17 protein-coding genes are annotated in these 19,815 nt (G+C 44.8%); 13 read left to right on the forward strand and 4 right to left on the reverse strand.

Annotated features, from left to right (window positions below):
• Positions 1-20 precede the first annotated feature (20 nt).
• From DWW13_RS05010 to DWW13_RS05045, 9 genes are read left to right on the forward strand one after another with little or no spacing between them, the layout of a single operon-like run.
• Positions 21-2,366 carry a hypothetical protein gene (locus tag DWW13_RS05010; protein ID WP_117813386.1) on the forward strand — a complete coding sequence of 782 codons (2,346 nt, stop codon included), beginning with the start codon at positions 21-23 and terminating at the stop codon, positions 2,364-2,366.
• 2 nt (positions 2,367-2,368) lie between these two features.
• Positions 2,369-4,237 (forward strand): DUF2194 domain-containing protein, encoded by a 1,869-nt coding sequence (locus DWW13_RS05015; protein ID WP_055220894.1) that lies wholly within the window; start codon positions 2,369-2,371, stop codon positions 4,235-4,237.
• Positions 4,234-5,697, forward strand: a complete 1,464-nt coding sequence (pelF, locus tag DWW13_RS05020; protein WP_022461103.1) for a GT4 family glycosyltransferase PelF — start codon at positions 4,234-4,236, stop codon at positions 5,695-5,697. The genes DWW13_RS05015 and pelF overlap by 4 nt, the downstream gene beginning before the upstream one ends.
• A gap of 34 nt (positions 5,698-5,731) precedes the next feature.
• A complete protein-coding gene (gene pelG, locus DWW13_RS05025; protein WP_022461102.1) occupies positions 5,732-7,198 on the forward strand; it encodes an exopolysaccharide Pel transporter PelG in 1,467 nt (488 codons plus the stop codon).
• Positions 7,199-7,582 carry a DUF2304 domain-containing protein gene (locus DWW13_RS05030; protein WP_055220892.1) on the forward strand — a complete coding sequence of 128 codons (384 nt, stop codon included), beginning with the start codon at positions 7,199-7,201 and terminating at the stop codon, positions 7,580-7,582.
• A 23-nt stretch (positions 7,583-7,605) separates the two neighbouring features.
• Positions 7,606-8,010, forward strand: coding sequence for a hypothetical protein (locus DWW13_RS19305; protein ID WP_243026019.1), 405 nt, complete (start codon positions 7,606-7,608; stop codon positions 8,008-8,010).
• A gap of 36 nt (positions 8,011-8,046) precedes the next feature.
• Entirely contained in the window at positions 8,047-8,808 is a 762-nt protein-coding gene (locus DWW13_RS19310) for a glycosyltransferase (protein ID WP_243026022.1), read from the forward strand.
• Between the two features lie 13 nt (positions 8,809-8,821).
• Positions 8,822-9,640 carry a glycosyltransferase family 2 protein gene (locus tag DWW13_RS05040; RefSeq protein ID WP_022461099.1) on the forward strand — a complete coding sequence of 273 codons (819 nt, stop codon included), beginning with the start codon at positions 8,822-8,824 and terminating at the stop codon, positions 9,638-9,640.
• Positions 9,585-10,967 (forward strand): DUF4832 domain-containing protein, encoded by a 1,383-nt coding sequence (locus DWW13_RS05045; RefSeq protein WP_158579750.1) that lies wholly within the window; start codon positions 9,585-9,587, stop codon positions 10,965-10,967. Before DWW13_RS05040 ends, DWW13_RS05045 begins: the two co-directional genes overlap by 56 nt.
• Here the strand turns inward: DWW13_RS05045 and DWW13_RS05050 are convergent.
• Positions 10,959-12,389: a DUF4832 domain-containing protein gene (locus DWW13_RS05050; protein ID WP_158579751.1), complete on the reverse strand. Its 1,431-nt coding sequence runs from the start codon at positions 12,387-12,389 to the stop codon at positions 10,959-10,961. The two genes, DWW13_RS05045 and DWW13_RS05050, sit on opposite strands and share 9 nt — an antisense overlap.
• A 196-nt stretch (positions 12,390-12,585) precedes the next feature.
• Between DWW13_RS05050 and DWW13_RS05055 the strand changes: the two genes are divergently transcribed.
• A complete protein-coding gene (locus DWW13_RS05055; protein ID WP_055220885.1) occupies positions 12,586-14,109 on the forward strand; it encodes a lipopolysaccharide biosynthesis protein in 1,524 nt (507 codons plus the stop codon).
• A 57-nt stretch (positions 14,110-14,166) separates the two neighbouring features.
• Here the strand turns inward: DWW13_RS05055 and DWW13_RS05060 are convergent, their stop codons facing one another.
• A complete protein-coding gene (locus DWW13_RS05060) occupies positions 14,167-14,604 on the reverse strand; it encodes a S24/S26 family peptidase (RefSeq protein WP_055220883.1) in 438 nt (145 codons plus the stop codon).
• A gap of 199 nt (positions 14,605-14,803) precedes the next feature.
• On the opposite strand from DWW13_RS05060, the gene DWW13_RS05065 reads away from it, so the two are divergent.
• From DWW13_RS05065 to DWW13_RS19730, 3 genes are read left to right on the forward strand one after another with little or no spacing between them, the layout of a single operon-like run.
• Positions 14,804-16,069 carry a PqqD family protein gene (locus DWW13_RS05065; RefSeq protein ID WP_118719479.1) on the forward strand — a complete coding sequence of 422 codons (1,266 nt, stop codon included), beginning with the start codon at positions 14,804-14,806 and terminating at the stop codon, positions 16,067-16,069.
• The gene (locus DWW13_RS05070) at positions 16,066-17,835 is read left to right on the forward strand and encodes a peptidase domain-containing ABC transporter (RefSeq protein WP_118719481.1); all 1,770 of its coding nucleotides are present in this window, start codon (positions 16,066-16,068) and stop codon (positions 17,833-17,835) included. The genes DWW13_RS05065 and DWW13_RS05070 overlap by 4 nt, the downstream gene beginning before the upstream one ends.
• A gap of 2 nt (positions 17,836-17,837) precedes the next feature.
• Positions 17,838-17,969, forward strand: coding sequence for a hypothetical protein (locus DWW13_RS19730; protein ID WP_256372496.1), 132 nt, complete (start codon positions 17,838-17,840; stop codon positions 17,967-17,969).
• On the opposite strand, the gene DWW13_RS05075 is transcribed toward DWW13_RS19730, so the two are convergent.
• The gene (locus tag DWW13_RS05075) at positions 17,966-18,343 is read right to left on the reverse strand and encodes a hypothetical protein (protein WP_055220877.1); all 378 of its coding nucleotides are present in this window, start codon (positions 18,341-18,343) and stop codon (positions 17,966-17,968) included. The two genes, DWW13_RS19730 and DWW13_RS05075, sit on opposite strands and share 4 nt — an antisense overlap.
• Positions 18,344-18,531: 188 nt before the next feature.
• Positions 18,532-19,548 carry a Stealth CR1 domain-containing protein gene (locus tag DWW13_RS05080; RefSeq protein ID WP_117813376.1) on the reverse strand — a complete coding sequence of 339 codons (1,017 nt, stop codon included), beginning with the start codon at positions 19,546-19,548 and terminating at the stop codon, positions 18,532-18,534.
• Positions 19,549-19,815 lie beyond the last annotated feature (267 nt).

Consider the following 19,815-nt stretch of genomic DNA (forward strand, 5'->3'; position numbering starts at 1 on the left):
AGAAAGGAGGAACAGAGATTATGACAATGAAATGGCTTACAATTTTACAGTTTCTGGAAATTGTCGCGGCATATGGCATTGTAACTTTGTTCCTCCCATGGCTGGTACTCCGGAAGCGGTTCCGCCGTTTTTCTGCTGCGGAACAGCTGACCGGATATTTTTTTGCGGGAAATTTTTATATCATCTATCTGGTATATCTGCTGCAGTTTCTTCATATCAGCAATCGTGTGACACTGACGGCAGGCACCGTGGGGCCGTTTCTTCTGGTGTGGATCTGGAAAAGAAGAAGTAAGATTCCAGGTGTGATCGAGTGGGTTCTGGAGAATGTAGAGCGTCTGCTGAGTGGAGAACGTGGAAAGAAAACTTCGCTTGTGCAGCTGCGAGGGACCATTTACAGGCGGTTTTTCCGTGGAAAAAGAAAGCAATGGCTGAATGTGCTGCTGGAGCTTGCTGTGATGGGGGCCGCGATTGCGGCAATTACGTATGTCTATGGGCCGAATATGATCGAAGCTTACGGTTATAAAGCCAGTGATATCCCGGTACACAACTACTGGATCAATGAGCTGGATCGGAACAACATCTGGGTTGCAGGTGTGTACCCGTATGGATTTCACATCGTGATTTATTATCTGCATATGGTGTTTGGGATCAAAACGTATGTCTTGCTGCGGATCTTTGGCGTAGTGCAGACATATTTTGTATATCTGGCAATGGTTGTGGCGCTGAAAATGGTGTGCAAGGGAAGATTTACTCCATATCTTGGCGTGCTGTTCTATGTGATGGATATTTTTAACCGGAATACGTATGCAAGATTTGAAGGTGCGCTGCCGCAGGAATTCAGTATGATCTTTATTCTGACGTCTGTCTGCATGGCGATCCGTTTTTTTCAGGAATTTGCAAAAGAGCAGAAGGCAGAAGAGAATGAAAAAAAAGAACTGGATCAAAACTGCCGTTGGTATCTGATCCAGTTTGCCATTGGATTTTCGCTTACGCTGACGATCCACTTTTACAGCACGATGATCGCCGGGCTGTTTTGCATTGGCGTTGCAGTCGGCTTTTGTTTCCGGTTTGCCCGGTGGAAGTATTTCCGCAGAATTATGGCAACGGGAATCCTGAGTGTGCTGCTTTCTGTACTGCCCATGGCGGCGGGTGTTGCGATGGGAAAAGGACTGCAGGGATCCCTGTACTGGGGATTAAGTGTTATCAATGGAGGAAAGGATGATGAAACGGAAGCGACAGATTCTCTGGTGGAAAATACAGAGCTGAGCACCATTTCGGAAAGTGAGGGGACAGAAAACAGGGATGGCGGCTCAACAGTCAGTGCATCACAGGTCGAGGCGCTGAAAAAAGCGGCTGAAGAGAAACTGGCAGAACAAGCGAAGGAGCAGCAGAAGCCATTAAAGGAACGTTTAAAAGAAAAATTTGCAGCAGTTCGAAGCAGCATTCGCGTAAATGTGATGAATGTAAAACCATATATTGTGGAAATTACCCTGGGAAGTATTGTGCTTTTGGCTGCGCTTGGAAGTTTGATGGTGCTTTTACGGGAGATTGATTTTGCGGGAGTGATTTTTTCCACTGCCTTTTATCTGCTCTGTATGTGCTGTCTGCAATGTGCATCCCTGCTGCATTTGCCGGCATTGATGGATCCAAACCGCTGCAGCATTTTCCTTTGCTATTCGGTTTGTTTTTCATGGACGCTGGGAGCAGATGCCATCGTACATCTCCTGATACGATGGTGGAAGAAAAGATGGGTCAGCAATGTTGCATCTATCCTTACTTTAGTCATAGCGGTTTCTGCTGTGATATCAAATGGTCTTCTGAGAAAGCCGATTGTTGTAGACGCTCTGGAAGATAATGGAGCGATTGCCTGCGTTACCAATATTTTAAAAGAAAACAGGAATTTCACCTGGACCATCTGCTCTGCCGATGATGAACTTCGAATGACGGAGTTTTACGGCTACCATTATGAGACCATTACTTTTCTGCGTGAACTGCAGGATCTGGAAAAAAATCCGGAGATCATTATGCCGACACAGAATGTATATTTTTTTGTGGAAAAAATTCCAATTGATTATGCGGGAAGTACCAACCACAAAGAAGTAACCGTGGAGGGAGCAGAAGCATCCCTTCCGTCAGCAGGCGGAATTGAACCGTATTTTGCAGAAAACCGGTGGTATACGATGTGCCATATTTATTACTGGACACAGAAATTTAAAGAACTTTATCCAGACGAGATGGAAGTCTATTATGAAACAGACAGTTTTATTTGTTATCGTGTACAGCAGAACGTAAACAGTCCGTACAATTTTGCAATTGATTACGGATATAACAATCCAACGCCAAAGGCAGGAAGCGAGGAAGAATAGAGATGGTTTCGCGTAGAAATTTTGTAGCAATTACAATCATTATGGCGATCGTTCTTTTCTTATTCCAGGGATTGAATGTGGCAAGAGAAAAGCTGAACTATTACGATACAAATGCATATGCGAAGGATAAAGAAACGTTAGCGGATGGAAGCGGAGCATTTGGAGCAGTGGATGCTTCCGATCAGATTAACATAGAGGGCAGCAGGGGAACCATTGTTTATATCGGAGCAGAAAAGAGCGACTCTATCGGTACCGTTGTTCAGGAATGGTGCCGGTATATGAAATATGAGTCAGCAGTCTATTCATCGATAACAAAATATGAGAAAGCAATGGAGAAAAAAGATACCAGGCTGCCGGAAATGGTGATTGTGAATTCGGAAAATATAGACTGGACAACCGTAAAGGATACCGTGGAACTGCAAAAATGTACAGAACAGGGGATTCATCTTGTATTTGCAAATCTGCCTGATGTTTCTGTGATAAAAAAGAATCAGAAATTCATGGAATTGCTTGGCATCAAAAAAATTACAGCAGATCAGGTAACGGTGAAGGGAATGGATTTGTATGCGAATCTGATGCTTGGCGGAGAAAACATTTATGAGGCGAAGAAACAGGAAGAGAAAAAGATGCAGGATCTTGAACTGACTTTTCCGTGGTTTAAACTGGCAGGTGGTACGAAAGCTTATATGAAAGGTATTCCGGAAGACAGTACCTTAAAAGTGCAGGAACATCCCGTTGCAATCTGGCGAAAAAGTACGGGAAATGCCTATGTTTTTGCAGTAAACGGAGATTATATGGAGGATGAAACGGGACTTGGAATCCTGACCGGAATGCTTTACGAGACAAGAGATTATCTGATTTACCCGGTCGTAAATGCACAGAATCTGATTGCTGCTAATTTTCCGGTTCTGACAGAGGAAAATACAGCACAGATGCAGGAGATTTACGGCAACACAGCAACAGCTGTTAACCGTGATATCATCTGGCCCTCTTTTGCTTCTGTTTATGAAAAGAATCATCTCGGACTGACCTGTATGCTGGCGCCGAAGCTTGATTACAGCAGTACAACAAAACCAGATGGCAGTATGCTGAACTATTATGTGAAACTGATTAATGAGCAAAAAGGGGAAACAGGGCTTTCCGGTACTTGTGAGTCAGAAACGGATGTGATACAGAAACTGCAGGAAGATCAGGAGTTCATGCAAAAAAAATTGAATACGTTTGCTTTTTCTTCTTTTTACGCTGGAGAACAGACGGATGAAGAAATGGAAAAAGCATTGCAGCAGCCTGTTCTTGAACAGATTCGTACGGTTGTAAAAGCCAAGGATACCGAGGGGGATATTGTAAGATATCAGAACGATCAGGTTACAAGCCAGAAAGTGATATCGGAAGAAGAGGAGCAATTTACATACCGTTCCTGGATGAAAGTAAAGAGTGTGGAATCTGCACTTGGATATACCAGTGTTCTGCTGGATTTGGATGCTATTCTTTATCCGAAAACAGAAGAGGATCGCTGGGAAAATATCGGCAAGGAATTTGCGGCGAATCTTTCTACGTACTGGAAGCTATTCTCCGGTTTTGACGGCACGACCGTATCGGAATGTGACACCAGAATCCGGACATTTCTGAATTCCCGTTATGAAGATGACAGAGAAGACAATGCCATCACATTAAGGACAACAGGAACCGATGAAACAGCGTATTATGTTCTTCGCACGCACAATGAAGATGTCAGAAAAGTTACAGGCGGAACAGCAGAAAAACTTGAAGATTCCGCGTGGCTGATTCGCGCAGAGCAAAGTGAGGTAAGGATTACGCTTGGAGCATCGGATCAACGGTATTACTATGAGAAAGGGGCGAAAAACGAATGAGAGTCTGCATTGTTGCGGAAGGATGCTACCCTTTCGTCGTAGGAGGTGTTTCAAGCTGGGTACACAGCCTGATCCAGCTGTTTCCGGAAACGGAATTTGTGATTCTTGCAATTGCGGCAAATCGTTCCCAGCGGGGAAAATATGCCTATGAATTGCCGAAAAATGTGTCTGCGGTCTATGAACTTTATCTTGACGATGTGGACTGGAGCGGCAGCAAGAAACTGCACAGAAAACGGCTGAAAAAAGAACAGTATCAGGCACTGCGCAGTCTGATTCTGGATCAGGACATCGAGTGGGATGTTTTGTTTGACCTTTTCCAGAAAGAAAATGTTTCCCTGAATGCGCTACTGATGGGGGAGGATTTTCTGAATGCGGTCAGAGACTGCTATAATCTGAAATACAGTCAGATTGTCTTTTCTGATTTCCTGTGGACGATGCGTTCGATTTATCTGCCGCTGTTTCTCACCATGCAGACGGAAATACCGCGTGCCGATTTGTACCACTGTGTTGCAACCGGTTATGCGGGGGTTCTTGGTGCCATGGCAAAACACTTCTACGGCAGCCGTCTCCTGATTTCTGAGCACGGAATTTACACCAGAGAGCGGGAAGAAGAACTGATCAAAGCCAAATGGGTAGAAGGAATCTATAAAAATATCTGGATCGATCAGTTTCGAAAAATGTCAAAGCTGGCGTACAACGAAGGGACGCTCATTACATCACTGTTTGAACATGCACGGGAACTGCAGATCGAACTTGGCTGCCCGATCGAAAAAACCATGGTCACGCCAAACGGAATCCGTGTGGAAAATCTGCAGAATATTCCGGGGAAAACGGAAGAAGATGAAGGAAAAATCAACATCGGTGCGGTACTGCGTGTGACCCCGATTAAAGATGTCAAAACGATGATTCAGGCATTTGGTTTTGCGAAAGAAAAAGATGACCGTCTGAAACTCTGGATTATGGGACCATGGGAAGAAGACCGGGAATATGCCGAGGAGTGTTTCCAGCTTGTCTCGGATATGGAAATCCCGGATGTTGTTTTTACCGGAAGAATCAATATCCGCGATTATCTTGGAAGAATGGATGTGACCATTCTGACCAGCATAAGTGAGGGACAGCCGCTGACCATTCTGGAAAGCTATGCGGCGCATAAGCCGGTGATTGCAACGGATGTCGGAAACTGCTATGGACTGATTTACGGGGAAAGTGATGATTTCGGTGCGGCCGGAATTGTCACGCATATCATGAATATTGAAGAAATCGCGCAGGCGATGCTGGATATGGCGGCAAATGAAAAAATGCGCCTGGAAATGGGAGAGACCGGCTATCGCCGTGTGATGGAGAAATATAGAGTAGAATATATGCAGAAAACATACTGGGAGATTTACCGGGATTTCGCAGAACAGATGGGGCTGGAGTGGAAGGAAGAATCGGTAAAACTGCCGGATAAGGAAAAGTAAAACCGGAGCAGGCACAAAAAAGGAGGAAGAGGATATGGCAGGAATCGGAGTTCGGCTGAATCGGATTTTTGAAAAAAATACACTTACGACAAATCTGGTTGGATTTTTCTACAGCACCGTAGTGACGGTTGCGCCCATGTTTGTCATCATTATCAATCTGATTTTAATGGAATATCTGCTGGATTTTGCCAGTGTGGGATATGTGACAAGAGAGCTGTTTTCCTGCACGATTCTTTATACCTTTATCTTTTCTCTTCTGACGGCGTCCCCGTTTAATGCGGTGCTGTCCCGCTATATGTCTGATGTGATCTACGAAGAGCGGTATCAGGATATTTTACCCTGCTATCATATTGGTATGCTTCTGAACATTGGTCTCAGCTGTCTGTTGGGGATTCCGTTCTGTCTCTGGGAACATTTTGTGGGAAAGGTACCAACCGCATATGTATTCTGTGGCTTTTGCGGTTATATCAGTCTGGTGCTTGTTTTTTACTCGATGATTTATCTTTCTATTTGCAAAGATTATCAACGGATTTCACAGTATTTTTTCTTCGGCATGCTGGTGGCATTTGTCCTTGCCCTGATTTTACACTTTATTCTGAAGTGGGAGACAACATGGAGTATGCTGTTTTCTCTGACGATCGGATTTTTTGTGACGGCAACGCTGGAAAATGCGCTGATCCGCCGGTATTTTGTGCGAAATAGCAATCATTACCGGCCGGTACTGCAGTATTTTAGGAAATATTGGAAATTGATTTTTACAAACTTTTTGTATATCCTTGGGTTATACATTCACAATTTTGTGTTCTGGACAACGGATATGCGGATGGAGATTGCAAAAAGTTTCGTATGTAACCAGCCATACGATATGGCATCCTGTCTCGCCATGTTTACCAACATTTCCGCAACGATCATCTTTATTGCGCGTGTGGAGATGAACTTTCACGAAAAATATAAACTGTACTCGGAGGCAGTCATCGGCGGAAAAGGCGCCGATATTGACAATGCGAAGAAACGGATGTTCCGTCAGCTTTCCAGTGAACTGATGACACTGGCGCGGTTACAGTTTATCATTTCTGTTGTGGTTTATCTGATCTGTGTTATTCTGCTACCAGGGGAGGGATTTTCCGGTATGACACTGAAAATTTATCCGTCACTTGCGGTTGGATATTTTATTCTGTTTCTGATGTATGCGGAAATTATCTTCCTGTATTATTTTGACGATCTGACAGGGGCAATCTGGACAGCGATCGTGTTTTGCCTGGTGACATGGATTGGCAGTCTGATTGCAACACATTTACCGGTGATCTGGTATGGCGCCGGGGTCATAGCAGGAGCATTTGCAGGATGGAGTGTGGCATATGCGAGACTGCGATGGGTAGAAAAAAACATGGACAGACATGTCTTTTGCCGTGGAAATCTGATTCCTCAGGGAAAGGGGAAACGGCCATCCGGTATGGTTTATGAAAGAAAAGCAGAGCAAGAGCAGAAGGAGGAAGCGTAAATGAGCACAGCAGCAATTGTAAAAGCTTGCGTTATTTTGATGGGAATTGGAATTATGATCGTTACCTTCGTGCTTCATGCGAAAAAGAAGCTGACCGTAAACCTGGCAGTTACCTGGGAACTGCTTGGAATTGCAGCAATCTTAAGCGGAGCGGTTCCGAGATTTTCCGGATGGAGCAGCCGGATCGGGCTTGGGAGCCTCGTTGTTCTTCTGATCACAGCGCTTCTGGTTCTGTGGGGCGTTTACCAGATGACAATTCAGATCTCTTCCCTGTTAATGAAAAACCAGGAACTGGCGATTCTGGTTTCTCTTTTGAACCAGGAGAATGAAAGAATTCTGAGAGAACTGGAAAAACTGACGGGCAAAAATGCAAGAGAGTTATAAGGGAATAGAAGAAGGAAGAACGAATGAAGAAAATTTTGTTTGTGATCAACACCCTTGGCCGGGCGGGAGCGGAAACAGCGCTGCTGGAACTTTTGCGCCGCCTGGATGCGGAGGAATATGAAATTTCACTTTACGTACTTTTGGGGCAGGGTGAAATGATTTCCCAGGTACCGCAGAGGGTACATGTGAAAAATAAGAAAATCTGTACCGCTTCTGTGCTGTCCGGTGCGGGGCGGAGAAAACTGATACAGACATCTTTTCTGGCGTTTTTCCGCCATGGTCGCACCATAAAGAAAATGCAATATGTGATACAAAATTTTTTCCGAATGAAAAAAACTGGAAACATTCAGCCGGACAAGCTGCTCTGGCGTGTAATTTCGGATGGAGCAGACCGATTTTCGGAAACCTTCGATCTGGCGGTTGCTTAGCTGGAAGGCGGTTCTGCTTATTACGTTGCCGATCATGTGAATGCTAAGAAAAAAGCTGCCTTTGTCCATATTGCATACGGCAATTCCGGTTATACAAGGGAAATGGATCGGGACTGCTACGAAAAGATGGATCAGATCTTTACCGTTTCGCAGGAGACGCGCCGTCATTTTCTGGAATTTTATCCGGAATATGAGAAGAAAGTGCAGGTTTTTCACAATATTCTCGATACAGACCGGATTGCGCGTGAGGCGCAGCTGCCGGGCGGTTTTTCAGATTCCTATACAGGAATTCGAATCTTAACTGTCGGAAGACTGGCCTATCAGAAAGCATATGACATCGCAATTCCGGCCATGAAAAAGATCCGCGAAGATGGCTATGAGGCGCGATGGTATGTACTGGGAGAGGGATCCGAGAGAAATGCGCTCGAAAAGCAGATTGCAGAGCTTGGCCTGCAGGAAGATTTCCAGCTGCCGGGTGCAAAAGAGAATCTGTTTCCTTATTATGCACAGTGTGATCTCTACGTTCATGCAACACGGTTTGAAGGAAAAAGCATCGCCATCCAGGAAGCGCAGACACTTGGCTGTGCTGTGATTGCATCGGACTGTGCGGGAAACAGAGAGCAGATTGTGGACGGGGAAGATGGTCTTCTCTGTACGCTGACACCGGAAGGCATTGCCGAAAAAGTAGAAGAACTGCTGGATGATCCGAAGAAACGGGAACGGCTTGCAGCAGCGGCAAAACAGAAAATGAACGGTCAGACAGAGGAAATCTGGAAACTGCTGAATCTAATGAAATGAGGCGGACATACATATGAGACAAAAAGAGGTACTGCTGATTATTCCGGCATACAACGAGGAAAAAAATATAGAAAAGGTCATGAAACAGCTGGCGCAGCCGGAGATAGCAGATATTGTTGATGTGCTGGTCATGAACGATGCTTCTTCTGACAATACCAACTGGCTGGCGAAGGAATATGGCTGTGCGGTGGTTACTCATGTTTTTAATCTGGGATATGGCAGTGGGCTGCAGCTTGGATATAAATATGCAATCCGAAGGGGCTATTCTTATGTTATTCAGATGGATGCGGATGGGCAGCACGATGTGTGCAATATCCCGAAAATTTACCAGAGATTAAAGGAAAAAGATGATGATGGAAGAACGCCGGACATTGTGCTTGGATCCCGTTTCATGAAGGGGAGTACAGAGTTTGAAGTTTCCTTTGCAAAAAAAATGGCATTTGTCCTGTTTCGAAAAATGCTGTATTTGGCAACTGGACGGAAAATTGCGGATCCGACAACCGGACTGCAGGGTTTAAGCCGGAAAGCTGTTTTATACTATTCCAAATATAATCATTTCGATGATAAATATCCGGATACTAATATGATTACTCAGATGCTGCTTCTTGATTTTAAAGTTGTGGAGATTCCAGCTGTTATGCATGCTCGGACTTCGGGGAAAAGCATGCATTCTGGTTTGAAGCCAATCTGGTATATGATGCGGATGTTTTACAGTGTCCTGGCTGTGATTTTCCGGTGTAAGGTATTGAAAATGGATGCAGGAGCAGGACGGATTGATGTGGAGAGAGAAGATAAAAAGTATCCTGAGCTGGCAGAAGGGAAGAGAAGCTAAAGGCAGGGCAGAAAAGAAAGAATTTCCAGAACTGCGGGGAAAACAGGATAAAAAAGAGCTTTTCCAGAAAGCGATACTTCAGGAAAGCAGGAAAGCGATACAGAATCCCGGGTGTGGCTGGTATCATTTATATACTTTCAACGCGGCGCAAACCGGGGAACCGCTCTACATCGCCTGTGAAGAGGAAGAACTTGTCCTTCTCAGAATTGATATCGGAGCATTCCGGGACAAGCCGATTTCAGAACCGTCTCTGGAATGGATTCGAAGGATTCTGGCATTTTTTCGGGAGAAAAGAAAAGGAATGATCCTGCGGTTTTCCTATGATCTTGAGGGAAAAGGACTGGAGAAAGAGCCGGGCAGTATCCGTCTGGTGGAAGAACATATGCAGCAGATCGGAGAAGTCATTCGGGAATATGCGGACGATATTTTTGCAGTACAGGGAATTCTGATCGGGAACTGGGGCGAAATGCACGGTTCCCGTTATCTGACCCCGGATGCCTTTCGAACCCTGACCGATACCATGATAAAAGCAGTGGACGGCGCCTGCCCGGTTGCAGTGCGGAAACCGGCGCAGTGGCGGGAACTGACTTTGGGATGGACGGAGCAGGAAAAGAAAAAACTGACTCTGTTTAACGATGGGATATTCGGATCGGAAACGGATCTTGGAACGTATGGCACACTGTCACCGGAAACACCGGGACAGAAAATCTGCAGCCGGGAAGAAGAACTGGAATGGCAGAAAAACGAAATGTGCGGAAAATTTTGCGGCGGAGAGACCATATGGGGAAGTGGGGCAGAACCGGCTCCTTTCGTCTCGGCCCCAAAAGCAATGGCGGATCTCGAAAGAATGCATATTTCCTATCTGAACAGTACGTATGATTTACGACGGCTGGAACAATGGAAAGCAGAAACGGTCGAGGACGAAAGCGGCCTGGAGGCAATTGGAAAACGTCTCGGCTATCGGTTTGTTGTGGAAGGTGTGGAGTTTGTTTCGGAAAGGGAAGAACTTCAGATTACACTGGAAAACAAAGGATTTGCAGAACTGACCGAAGAGGCAGACTGTTATCTGGAGCTGGAAAGAAACGGAACGCTTCAGAAAAAAATACAGATTGCAACAGATGCGAGACTCTGGAAGAGCGGAGAAAAAACCACTCTTTGCCAGAAAATAAAACTGCCTGCGGAATTAGCAGAACCAGAAGAACAGAAACTGTATCTGGCGCTGTACCGCAGGCGGGATGGAAGAACTATTTCATTTGCCAATCAGGGAGAAAAACAGGGACGCCCCTTTTTGGGAATTTTCAAAATTGACCCGATTGTTTTAATATAATTTGCTGATTTCGAGCGTACCAATCGAAAATCCATGCGTATCATGAGAAAATGTGTTTGCGGGCAAAATTTCCCTTTGCAGAACAGGATCCGTCATCTGGAAATATACCGTATAACTTCCTTTGGCGAGTCTCGCAAGCGGGAGAGAAACAGAGAGCTCTGCAGTAGTCCCCGGTATCCAGAATCTGGAATCCGAAGAGATGGGAAATGAGAAAACCTCACCATCGGAAGAAACCAGGGTGAGCTGTAAATCCAGTTTTCGATAGCAGACAGAAAAACCAACATTTTCCAGCTGTATCTGAAAATCAGACGAATCCAAATCAGTGTCCTGGATGACATAGCGGTATCCCAGATGACGCTCGATATAATCATAGCCGGACAATCCGTTAAAAACGGAAGCTTCGTCTTTGTAAGCAGCTGCTTTCCATTTATCCAGAACCGCGGGATCGTGTTCCGAATTCAGATAGGAGACATGCATGCGCGATAAATCCTGAATGGCATGTGCGAGATCATTCAATGGGTTATCCAGAGTGACCTCGCCGCCGTTTGGGACGAAATTGCAGAGTTCATTCTGGAAGGAAAGCTCATCCTCACGAACCCAGGCGGAACGGTAAGTGTCTGCGGAGGCAGCGGTATCACCATAAGTGCCGGTATCGTTGGCCGTTCCGAGCATACCATCGTTAAACAGTCCAAGCCGGGAGGAAAGCGAACCATCAAAAGCTGTTTCCTTTGTCGGCCGTTCGGAGGAATCCAGAATTTTCCGCCTCTGTACCGGTGTGCGGACAGACAGAAAAACCGAAGGATCCGTTACCTCTGCCAGATGGTGCATCAGGGTAGTACAGTCCTCATCGGACATGTAGTGAGAATTGTTCATTTCCCCGCAGTTTCCGACAAAAATGCCCTGCATCAGAAAAACACAGTCCGTGTAGCGATTTACAACTTCAGCTGTCTGGTCCATGTGACGCAGAATTTGCTCCAGACTTTGCGGCTCTGTTTCCATTGCTTTTCCATCCCAGTCGTAGAGAAAACGTAAGATCACCTGACTGCCATGTTTCTTCCAGGCAGAGAGAATGGTATCAAGCTGGGAAAGAGCTGAATCGGATAGATCTTCGTTTGAAAAATTCTGCAGATTCACTTCCAGCATGACAATTCCCTGCCTGTTTTTGGCGTCGGAATCAGAGGCAGTGTTATCGGAGGCGGCAGGAAGATTCGAGAGCGTATCGCTTCCAAGAACATAGCCATACATGTGATAAAATCCAATGTATGGATTGGATAACTCGTCTGCGGATTCTGTGCATGGTTCCGGCATGTAATTCGCACGATAAAAAGAACGGATACCAAGAAATGCGAACAGTGCAAGGAATACCAGAAGCAGAAGAAAAAACAGAAGATGAGAAAATGATTTTTTTCTATTTGTTTTCATAAAGGAAAGCCTTTCCAAAAGGGATACTGCCATTCACAGGTATCTGGAAACGGCAGCAACGATAGCAGGTATTAGATATATGATACCATTTTAATGTTACAAAATCCATGAAAACAGTGGAAAATAAGAGTGATGTAAAATTACGGAACTGTTTACCCGCGTAGCATGTTATAAAAACGAGAAGAAGGAGGAACTTATGCGCATTAAAAATTTATTCCGAAACAGTTTTTTCAGTATGCTTTCACAGTTTGCGCTTCTGATCCTCGGCTTTTTCAGCCAGCGTGCCATGAACCTGTACATGGGCGCGGAGCTGGTTGGAATGAATGGTGTTATTTCCAATGTCATCAATATCCTTTCCGTGACGGAGCTTGGCATATCCACGGCAATCGTTTACCATTTGTATGGCGCGCTTGCAAGAAAGGATGAGGCAGAGATTGCATCGCTGATGAATCTTTACCGAAAGGCATATCACGTCTTTGCTGTTCTTGTATTTGCGGCGGGAATGGCGGTTCTGCCGTTCATCCACCTTTTTATGAAAAATAACAGTTATTCGTTATCCTATATCCGCGTTCTGTATGCGATGTGGCTGGTTCGAACCGTTCTTTCTTATCTTTTAACGTACCGGAAGTCGTTGCTGATTGCGGATCAGAAAGAATACATTGCAAGCATCACCGGACTGATTTTAAATGTGGTCAGCTATCTGGCGATTATTCTGCTGGTTACATGGGAACAGAATTATCTGCTGGCGCTTGGTATTGGAACCGTAACGGAAGTCGTGCTGAATATCTGGATCAGCTGGTATGTGGAGCAGAAATATCCGTTTTTGCGCCAGCGGAGAAAAGAAAAGAGCACATCGTCTCTGACGAAAAGAATTGTAAGAGATCTGAAAAGCCTGTTTATTTCCAGAATTTCAGAAAAAATGCTGTATTGCACGGACAACCTGATTATTTCCGGTTTTATCGGGGTCGGTACGGTAGGACGATATGCAAATTACTGTATGATTACGCAGGCGATCAGCAATATTCTCACGATCCTTGCGAATACGATCCAGCCGACGGTCGGAGATTATTTTACAGAAAAAAATCGTCAGAGAAATTATGAGATTCTGCGGCAATTGACCTTTGGCTTTTTCTGCATTGCGTCGGTTGTATCGGTTGGCCTGTTTTCTCTGATTACACCATTTGTCCGTGATATCTGGCTTGGTCCTTCCTACGAACTTGGCTGGGGAATTACTGTTTTTTGTATTGTAGTATTGCTGGTTCGAATTATGGGATTGCCGCTCAGCCTTGTGATGGGCGTGACGGGACTGTTTGAAAAAGAGAAAAATGTCGGAGCATCCTCCGCACTTCTTAATCTGATCGTGTCACTGGCACTTGTAAAACCGTATGGGATGGCAGGCGTTCTGCTTGGAACCTTACTGTCTTATCTGCTGCAGATCTTGTATCGGTATATCATTTATTTCCGGGATTTCCTCGAGATGCCGGGAGAGGCGCTGCGGTATGCGCAGGATATCGGAGAGTATCTGGCAGTCATAGCGGGCGAAGTTCTGCTGATGCAGAAAATCGTACCACTGATATACGGAGCAGGCGGTATGCTTCTGTTCTGCGTCTGCTTTCTCCTGTGTATTGCGATTCCGCTGCTGCTGGATCTGGTGATCTTTGGAAGAGGCTGGAGACTTCAGAGCATTGTAACCATGGTGAAGGGAATGCGAAAAGCCTGATGCAATAGAAATTTCTCTGTGCATTTTGAAAAAAATTCGGAGAGGACAATGAAAAAATCAGTGCTTCTGAAAAAACCTGCGGAAAAAAGCCGTTACCGACCAGAAAAACGGGCGGACAGGGCGTAAAAAGAGCCAGATGGAAGAAAGCATCCGATAAATTGGATGCGAAACAGAAAACGATTTTCCATTGCGTACGACACCAGTCAGTTTTCCATGAATCTGCTCCGGGGAAAGAGGTCCTTCCACTTCGGTCTGATTGTCCCCGACCAGATAGAAGCCATCCCTGGTAATTCGGCAGATGCGGTGCAGAACAAGGATTCCCTGCACACGGCGATACAGAATTACATCGCCGCGATGAAGTTCGGAAGGAACACAGTGTTCAATGACAGCTTCGTCCCGGCCCGGAAGAAAAAGAGGATACATACTGTAGCCCTGCGGTTTCAGTTTGACGGCAGAACCGTTTTTTAAAAGTTGTTCAATATCGTAAGTGTACATAAAAAACTCCATTTGGCGGATACGCCGAACCGACGAAATGCGTGGCATTTTGACGAGTGGCTCTGAATAGTTACCTGAATTTTATTATAACAGCTTACCCTGAAAATAAAAAGGATGATGAGCAGAAAAAGCATAACTTTACATACAAAACGAAAGACAGCAAATATAAGAAAACAAACACAGGAAGGGAAATCAGATTATGAGAATCAGAAGGCAGGAAGGATATTTACTGCAGAAAATCGGGGACACACATTATCTTCTGCCTTATGGGCAGAAAATAGCAGACCAGCAGCGAGGAATGGAGCTGAATGAGACCGCACGGATTCTCTGGGAAGCGCTGGAAACACCAAAAACAATGGAAGAACTTCAGCAGAAAATGATTCGCTGTTATGAAGTGCCGGAAGAAGAGCAGGAGGAACTGAAAAAAGATATTCAGGCTTTTGTGAAGGAGCTTCTTGCCTTTGGTGCGGTACGACGGGAACTTGGTTCTCCGGATGGAACTTGCGCCGGAGAATTGAAGATCGCAGGAATTTCCATTGCTGTTTATGGAAAAGAGGGCTGCATTCCAAAACAGTTTGCTTCTTTTGAGAAGAAAAGAGGAAAGGAAGAAGCAACAGAGAAAACAGAAGGAGAGGCAGCGAAAAAAACAGGAGAAAAAGAAGTGGAAGAAACGGTGATAAAAACAGAAAATAGGCAGGATGCGGCGGATCTCACGTTAGAATTGATCGAGCATGTACCGGAAAGCCACCAGAATGGAAACATTCTGATCCGGAATAAAGATCTGACAGTCTGCGCGTGGGAAGAAGGCTATGTCCTCTGGTTCCCGGCTCTTAAAAATATCTATGAAATCTGGATGAAAGCGGATGGAAGCTTCGCCTGTATTTATTACCGTCTGCCTATGACAGAAGAAGAGCAGGATTCCCTCTTTCTGGCGATCCGGCCGGTATTTCTGTTCCTGGCACAGAAAAAAGGCATGTTTGCGCTGCATTCCGCATCTCTTCTTTATCTGGAAAAAGCATGGCTGTTTTCCGGTCCGTCGGGAATGGGAAAATCGACTCATACGGCACTTTGGAAAAAACTGTTTGACACGCCGTTTCTGAACGGAGATCTGAACCTCATAGGAAAAGAGGGCGATCAGTTTGTAGTATACGGAATCCCGTGGTGCGGCACATCAGAAATTTTCACAGTCGAAAAGAAAGAGCTGGGAGGGATTGTGCTGCTGGAAAAAGCGCCGGAGGATAAAATCGTTTCCCTGACGAAAGAGCAGAAAACACTCCGTGTGATGCAGCGGATGATCTCGCCGCCCTGGACGGCAGGGCTGATGAAAAAGAATCTTGCTTTTGCGGAAGAAATTGCAAATGAAAAGCCGGTTTACTTCCTGCGCTGTACGAAAAATGATACAGCGGCAGAAGTGATGCATCACAGAATCACGGAGGATGAACTTGCGCAGGAGGCTTTAAAATGAGAAACTTGTGGACAAAAATAAAAAAATGCCTCCAGGCGGAAATGCTTCAGAAGATGTGGAAAGAATTTCTGTGGATTGCACAGTATGCCAGACGATACTGGAAAGCCATGATTTTCTATACCGCACTTGGTGTTTTCGGAACCGGTGTTTCTCTTGCGTCCAGTGTGATATCGAAAGATCTGGTTGATATTATCACCGGGCACCAGACAGGAAAACTTTTGCAGACCTTCGCACTGATGATCGGCTTTTCTTTTGGAAATACCCTGATTTCGCAGGCATCTGCGTATGCATCTACGATGATTAACCTGAAGGTAGACCGCGAAATCCAGAATGATATTTTTGCCAAGATTCTGGTCACGGACTGGGAATCGCTGACAGCGTATCATACCGGAGATCTGGTAACACGGTGGAGTTCTGATGCTTCAAATATTTCCAGTGGTATCCTGAACTGGCTGCCGAATCTTGTGATCTATACTGTGAAATTTATCAGTGCATTGGCGATTGTGGTACATTATGATCCCACCTTTGCCATTTTTGCATTGCTTGGCATCCCGTTCAGTGCGCTTCTGTCCCGCCCGCTGCTGCGCCGGATGACGAACAATAACCAGCGGAGCGCACAGATGAGTGCGAAACTTTACGGATTTAATCAGGAAGCATTTTCCAATATTCAGACAATCAAGGCATTCGATATGATCCGCTTTTATGTCGATCGCCTGAAAAATCTGCAGCAGGAATACATCAAAATGCGCCTGGATTTCCAGAAAATGTCGATTGCAACCTCGCTTCTGATGACGTTAATCAGCTATCTTGTATCTTACAGCTGCTACGGATGGGGAATTTACCGTGTCTGGAGCGGGGCAATTTCTTACGGAACCATGACCATGTTTCTGTCTCTGTCCGGTACACTGACGGGTTCCGTCAATTCGCTGGTCAGCCTTGTGCCATCGGCGATTTCTCTTGGCATCTCAGCCGGCCGTCTGATGGATATTGTGGAGATGCCGCAGGAGGACTACAGTGCGGATCGGGAAGTGGAGCAGTTTGCAGAAAAATACCGGGCAAGCGGCATCGGGCTTGCTATGGAGGACTTGAGCTATACCTACCATACGGGAACAGAAGTGTTTTCGAAAGCATCACTGGAAGCGTGGCCGCATGAAATTATTGCACTCGTCGGCCCGTCCGGCGAGGGAAAGACAACGATGCTGCGGCTGATCTTATCCTTGCTGCGTGCCCAGGGGGGAGAAGCATGGATTGGTGCAGGGGAAGACAGAGAACAACGGATTGCACTGTCGCCGTCCACAAGGAAATTGTTTTCTTATGTGCCACAGGGGAATACGATGTTTTCAGGAACAATTGCAGAAAATATGCGAAATGTGAAACCGGAAGCCACAGATGAAGAGATCGTGGAGGCGTTGAAACTGGCATGTGCATGGGAATTTGTGGAGAAACTGCCGGATGGTATTGAAAGTATGGTGAAAGAACGCGGCGGCGGATTCTCAGAAGGACAGGCACAGCGGCTTTCGATTGCGCGTGCACTGCTTCGAAAATCTCCGATTTTGCTGCTGGATGAAGCAACTTCGGCGCTCGATGTGGCGACGGAACGGAAAGTGCTGAAAAATATTATGACAGATACGTATCCGCGAACCTGCATTGTAACGACACACCGGCCGACGGTGCTTGGAATCTGTACGAGAGTGTATGCGATTCGAGGAAAGAAGTGTGAGGAGCTGGGCGAGAAAGAAATTTTGGAGATGGAGAAGGATTTCTAAAATTGAAGAAAGTTGCAGAATTGAAAGTACCTGCAAAATTTGGAGCCGAATTTGTAAAAACAGGTTACAAGCGAATAAAAAATGGAATGCCAAAAGGCATTCCATTTTTTAGAATACGGGAAGTGATCCATTAATCGGTAATGCTTACTCCAGTAATTGCAAGACCTGCATCGGAAGTAACAACCAAGTCACCGAAACCGATATTATCGGTTGGATTCTGATGATAAGCCAGTTTTACTTTCAGTGTAGTGGTTTCGTTACCGGAAATAAGTCCTGCGCCGCCAGAAACATAAGTAACATTCTGGTTGAAACTGATAGTCAGAACCTGGGCTTCCTTGGTATGATCAGCATTATGCTTTCCATTTACCTGAATACGGTAATCGCCACGTCCGTTTTCTGGAGTCTGGTGAATATATGCAGATGCAGTATAACATCCACTTGCCGCATAAACACCTTCTGCCATACCAGAATCAATTGTAACGATTGGTTTTGTGTAATTTTTAGTCATATATATTCACGTCCTTTTCTTGCAAAATCATCCTTGGTTACAATTCTTATTATAGGAGGAAAATCCCGCAAATGTCAATAGATTTGGGGTAAAAATGTTACTATTTCGATTAAAAAACAAGAACGTTCCGATAACGTAATGCCAAAATAGATGCAGATAAATTTCCGCCTCTGAATATGGAACAAAATTTACTTTTCAAACTGTGATTTCTGCGGAAAAAGTTTGGAAAAGGCATCGTTCAGTTCCCGTTTTACATGTTCATATGGGATTTCAAAATTGCTGTCATTGATGCAGATGCACTTTGCAGTCTGCTTTGTGATTGTCTTTACCAGTTCCGGGTTTTCCGGTTTTAAATTGAAGTATTTACAGAACTTGTGCGTGTTTCTTGGAACGAAATCACCACTCAGTTTCTGATATTCCCGCAGAACATATTGGCTCACATCATCTTTATGACGAAATGGGTGGCTGCAGACACCGTCTAACAATTCTTCTTCCTTTTCCCAGAAGAAACGATAAGTCTCCTTTTTCAAAGGAGACGGGCCATGAACGGTGTAAAAACCGGTAAATCGTGGAAATGCCATTTCCAGAAGATTATATCCAAAGTACATGGGAGGATATCCGATGTGAAAATAGGCACCTGGCTGCTTTTTCATGTTTTCCCGTTTGTCAAAGTACTTGGCAAGCAGCATAGTATTGTTCAGATAGATATATGGCATAATGGTATCTTCTACGTTTGCAACATCGGGCTGCAGGGCAAGCATATCAACGGGTTTTCCGTTTTCAAAAAAATCGGTTGGCTTTATTGGATGCAGCAAAAACATATCATCATTAAAATAAACAAAGTGTTCCGACAGATTTTTTATCCGGTGGAAATTCCACTCAATGGAATGCGAGTTAAAGGTGGGGAGATATTTTTCGGGAATAAAATCTTTGTGTGAAACAATCTGCAATTTTGGACATTCTGTATTGAGCCACGCCGGCAGATGACCGCATGTTACAAAATATACGTTATTTACCCATGGAGCAAAGTTTTCTATCGAACGAAATAGATACTTTAGAATTTCCCAGTCGCGATAGCGTTCAATACGGTCGTCGATATCAACAGAAACTCCTTGCTTTTTTTTGGCGTTCTGTTTTTGGCGAAACCATAAGGGGTCTGATCCGTCCACCCATGTGATGACAAAATCAATGATCTGTTTTTTCATTTGTAACGATCCTTTCGTATATTGTACCAAAAAAAACAGTATACTTTCGATAACGAAACAGTACAAAAAATCAGTTTACATTGTCAAAGTTGTTCAATTTTCTTTGTAGAAGTTGATATATTTTTTTCTTTACTTTAATAGTGAGAACGATTTATTTAGTGTTTAAGGAATTTTTTGATATAATGTATAAATGTTGTTGGTATACAATTCAGTATAATCTTTTTCCAGATATGTTTGTACAATTTGGTTTTGAATCTGCACATTGCG

This window comes from Blautia sp. AF14-40 (assembly GCF_003479665.1).
In the GTDB taxonomy this organism is placed as follows: Bacteria; Bacillota; Clostridia; order Lachnospirales; family Lachnospiraceae; genus Fusicatenibacter; species Fusicatenibacter saccharivorans.

Coding starts and splice junctions, on each gene's coding strand:
- DWW13_RS05010 (WP_117813386.1), top strand. CDS start 21: ATGACAATGAAATGGCTTACAATTTTACAGTTTCTGGAAATTGTCGCG.
- DWW13_RS05015 (WP_055220894.1), top strand. CDS start 2,369: ATGGTTTCGCGTAGAAATTTTGTAGCAATTACAATCATTATGGCGATC.
- pelF (WP_022461103.1), top strand. CDS start 4,234: ATGAGAGTCTGCATTGTTGCGGAAGGATGCTACCCTTTCGTCGTAGGA.
- pelG (WP_022461102.1), top strand. CDS start 5,732: ATGGCAGGAATCGGAGTTCGGCTGAATCGGATTTTTGAAAAAAATACA.
- DWW13_RS05030 (WP_055220892.1), top strand. CDS start 7,199: ATGAGCACAGCAGCAATTGTAAAAGCTTGCGTTATTTTGATGGGAATT.
- DWW13_RS19305 (WP_243026019.1), top strand. CDS start 7,606: ATGAAGAAAATTTTGTTTGTGATCAACACCCTTGGCCGGGCGGGAGCG.
- DWW13_RS05040 (WP_022461099.1), top strand. CDS start 8,822: ATGAGACAAAAAGAGGTACTGCTGATTATTCCGGCATACAACGAGGAA.
- DWW13_RS05045 (WP_158579750.1), top strand. CDS start 9,585: ATGTGGAGAGAGAAGATAAAAAGTATCCTGAGCTGGCAGAAGGGAAGA.
- DWW13_RS05050 (WP_158579751.1), bottom strand. CDS start 12,389: ATGAAAACAAATAGAAAAAAATCATTTTCTCATCTTCTGTTTTTTCTT.
- DWW13_RS05055 (WP_055220885.1), top strand. CDS start 12,586: ATGCGCATTAAAAATTTATTCCGAAACAGTTTTTTCAGTATGCTTTCA.
- DWW13_RS05060 (WP_055220883.1), bottom strand. CDS start 14,604: ATGTACACTTACGATATTGAACAACTTTTAAAAAACGGTTCTGCCGTC.
- DWW13_RS05065 (WP_118719479.1), top strand. CDS start 14,804: ATGAGAATCAGAAGGCAGGAAGGATATTTACTGCAGAAAATCGGGGAC.
- DWW13_RS05070 (WP_118719481.1), top strand. CDS start 16,066: ATGAGAAACTTGTGGACAAAAATAAAAAAATGCCTCCAGGCGGAAATG.
- DWW13_RS05075 (WP_055220877.1), bottom strand. CDS start 18,343: ATGACTAAAAATTACACAAAACCAATCGTTACAATTGATTCTGGTATG.
- DWW13_RS05080 (WP_117813376.1), bottom strand. CDS start 19,548: ATGAAAAAACAGATCATTGATTTTGTCATCACATGGGTGGACGGATCA.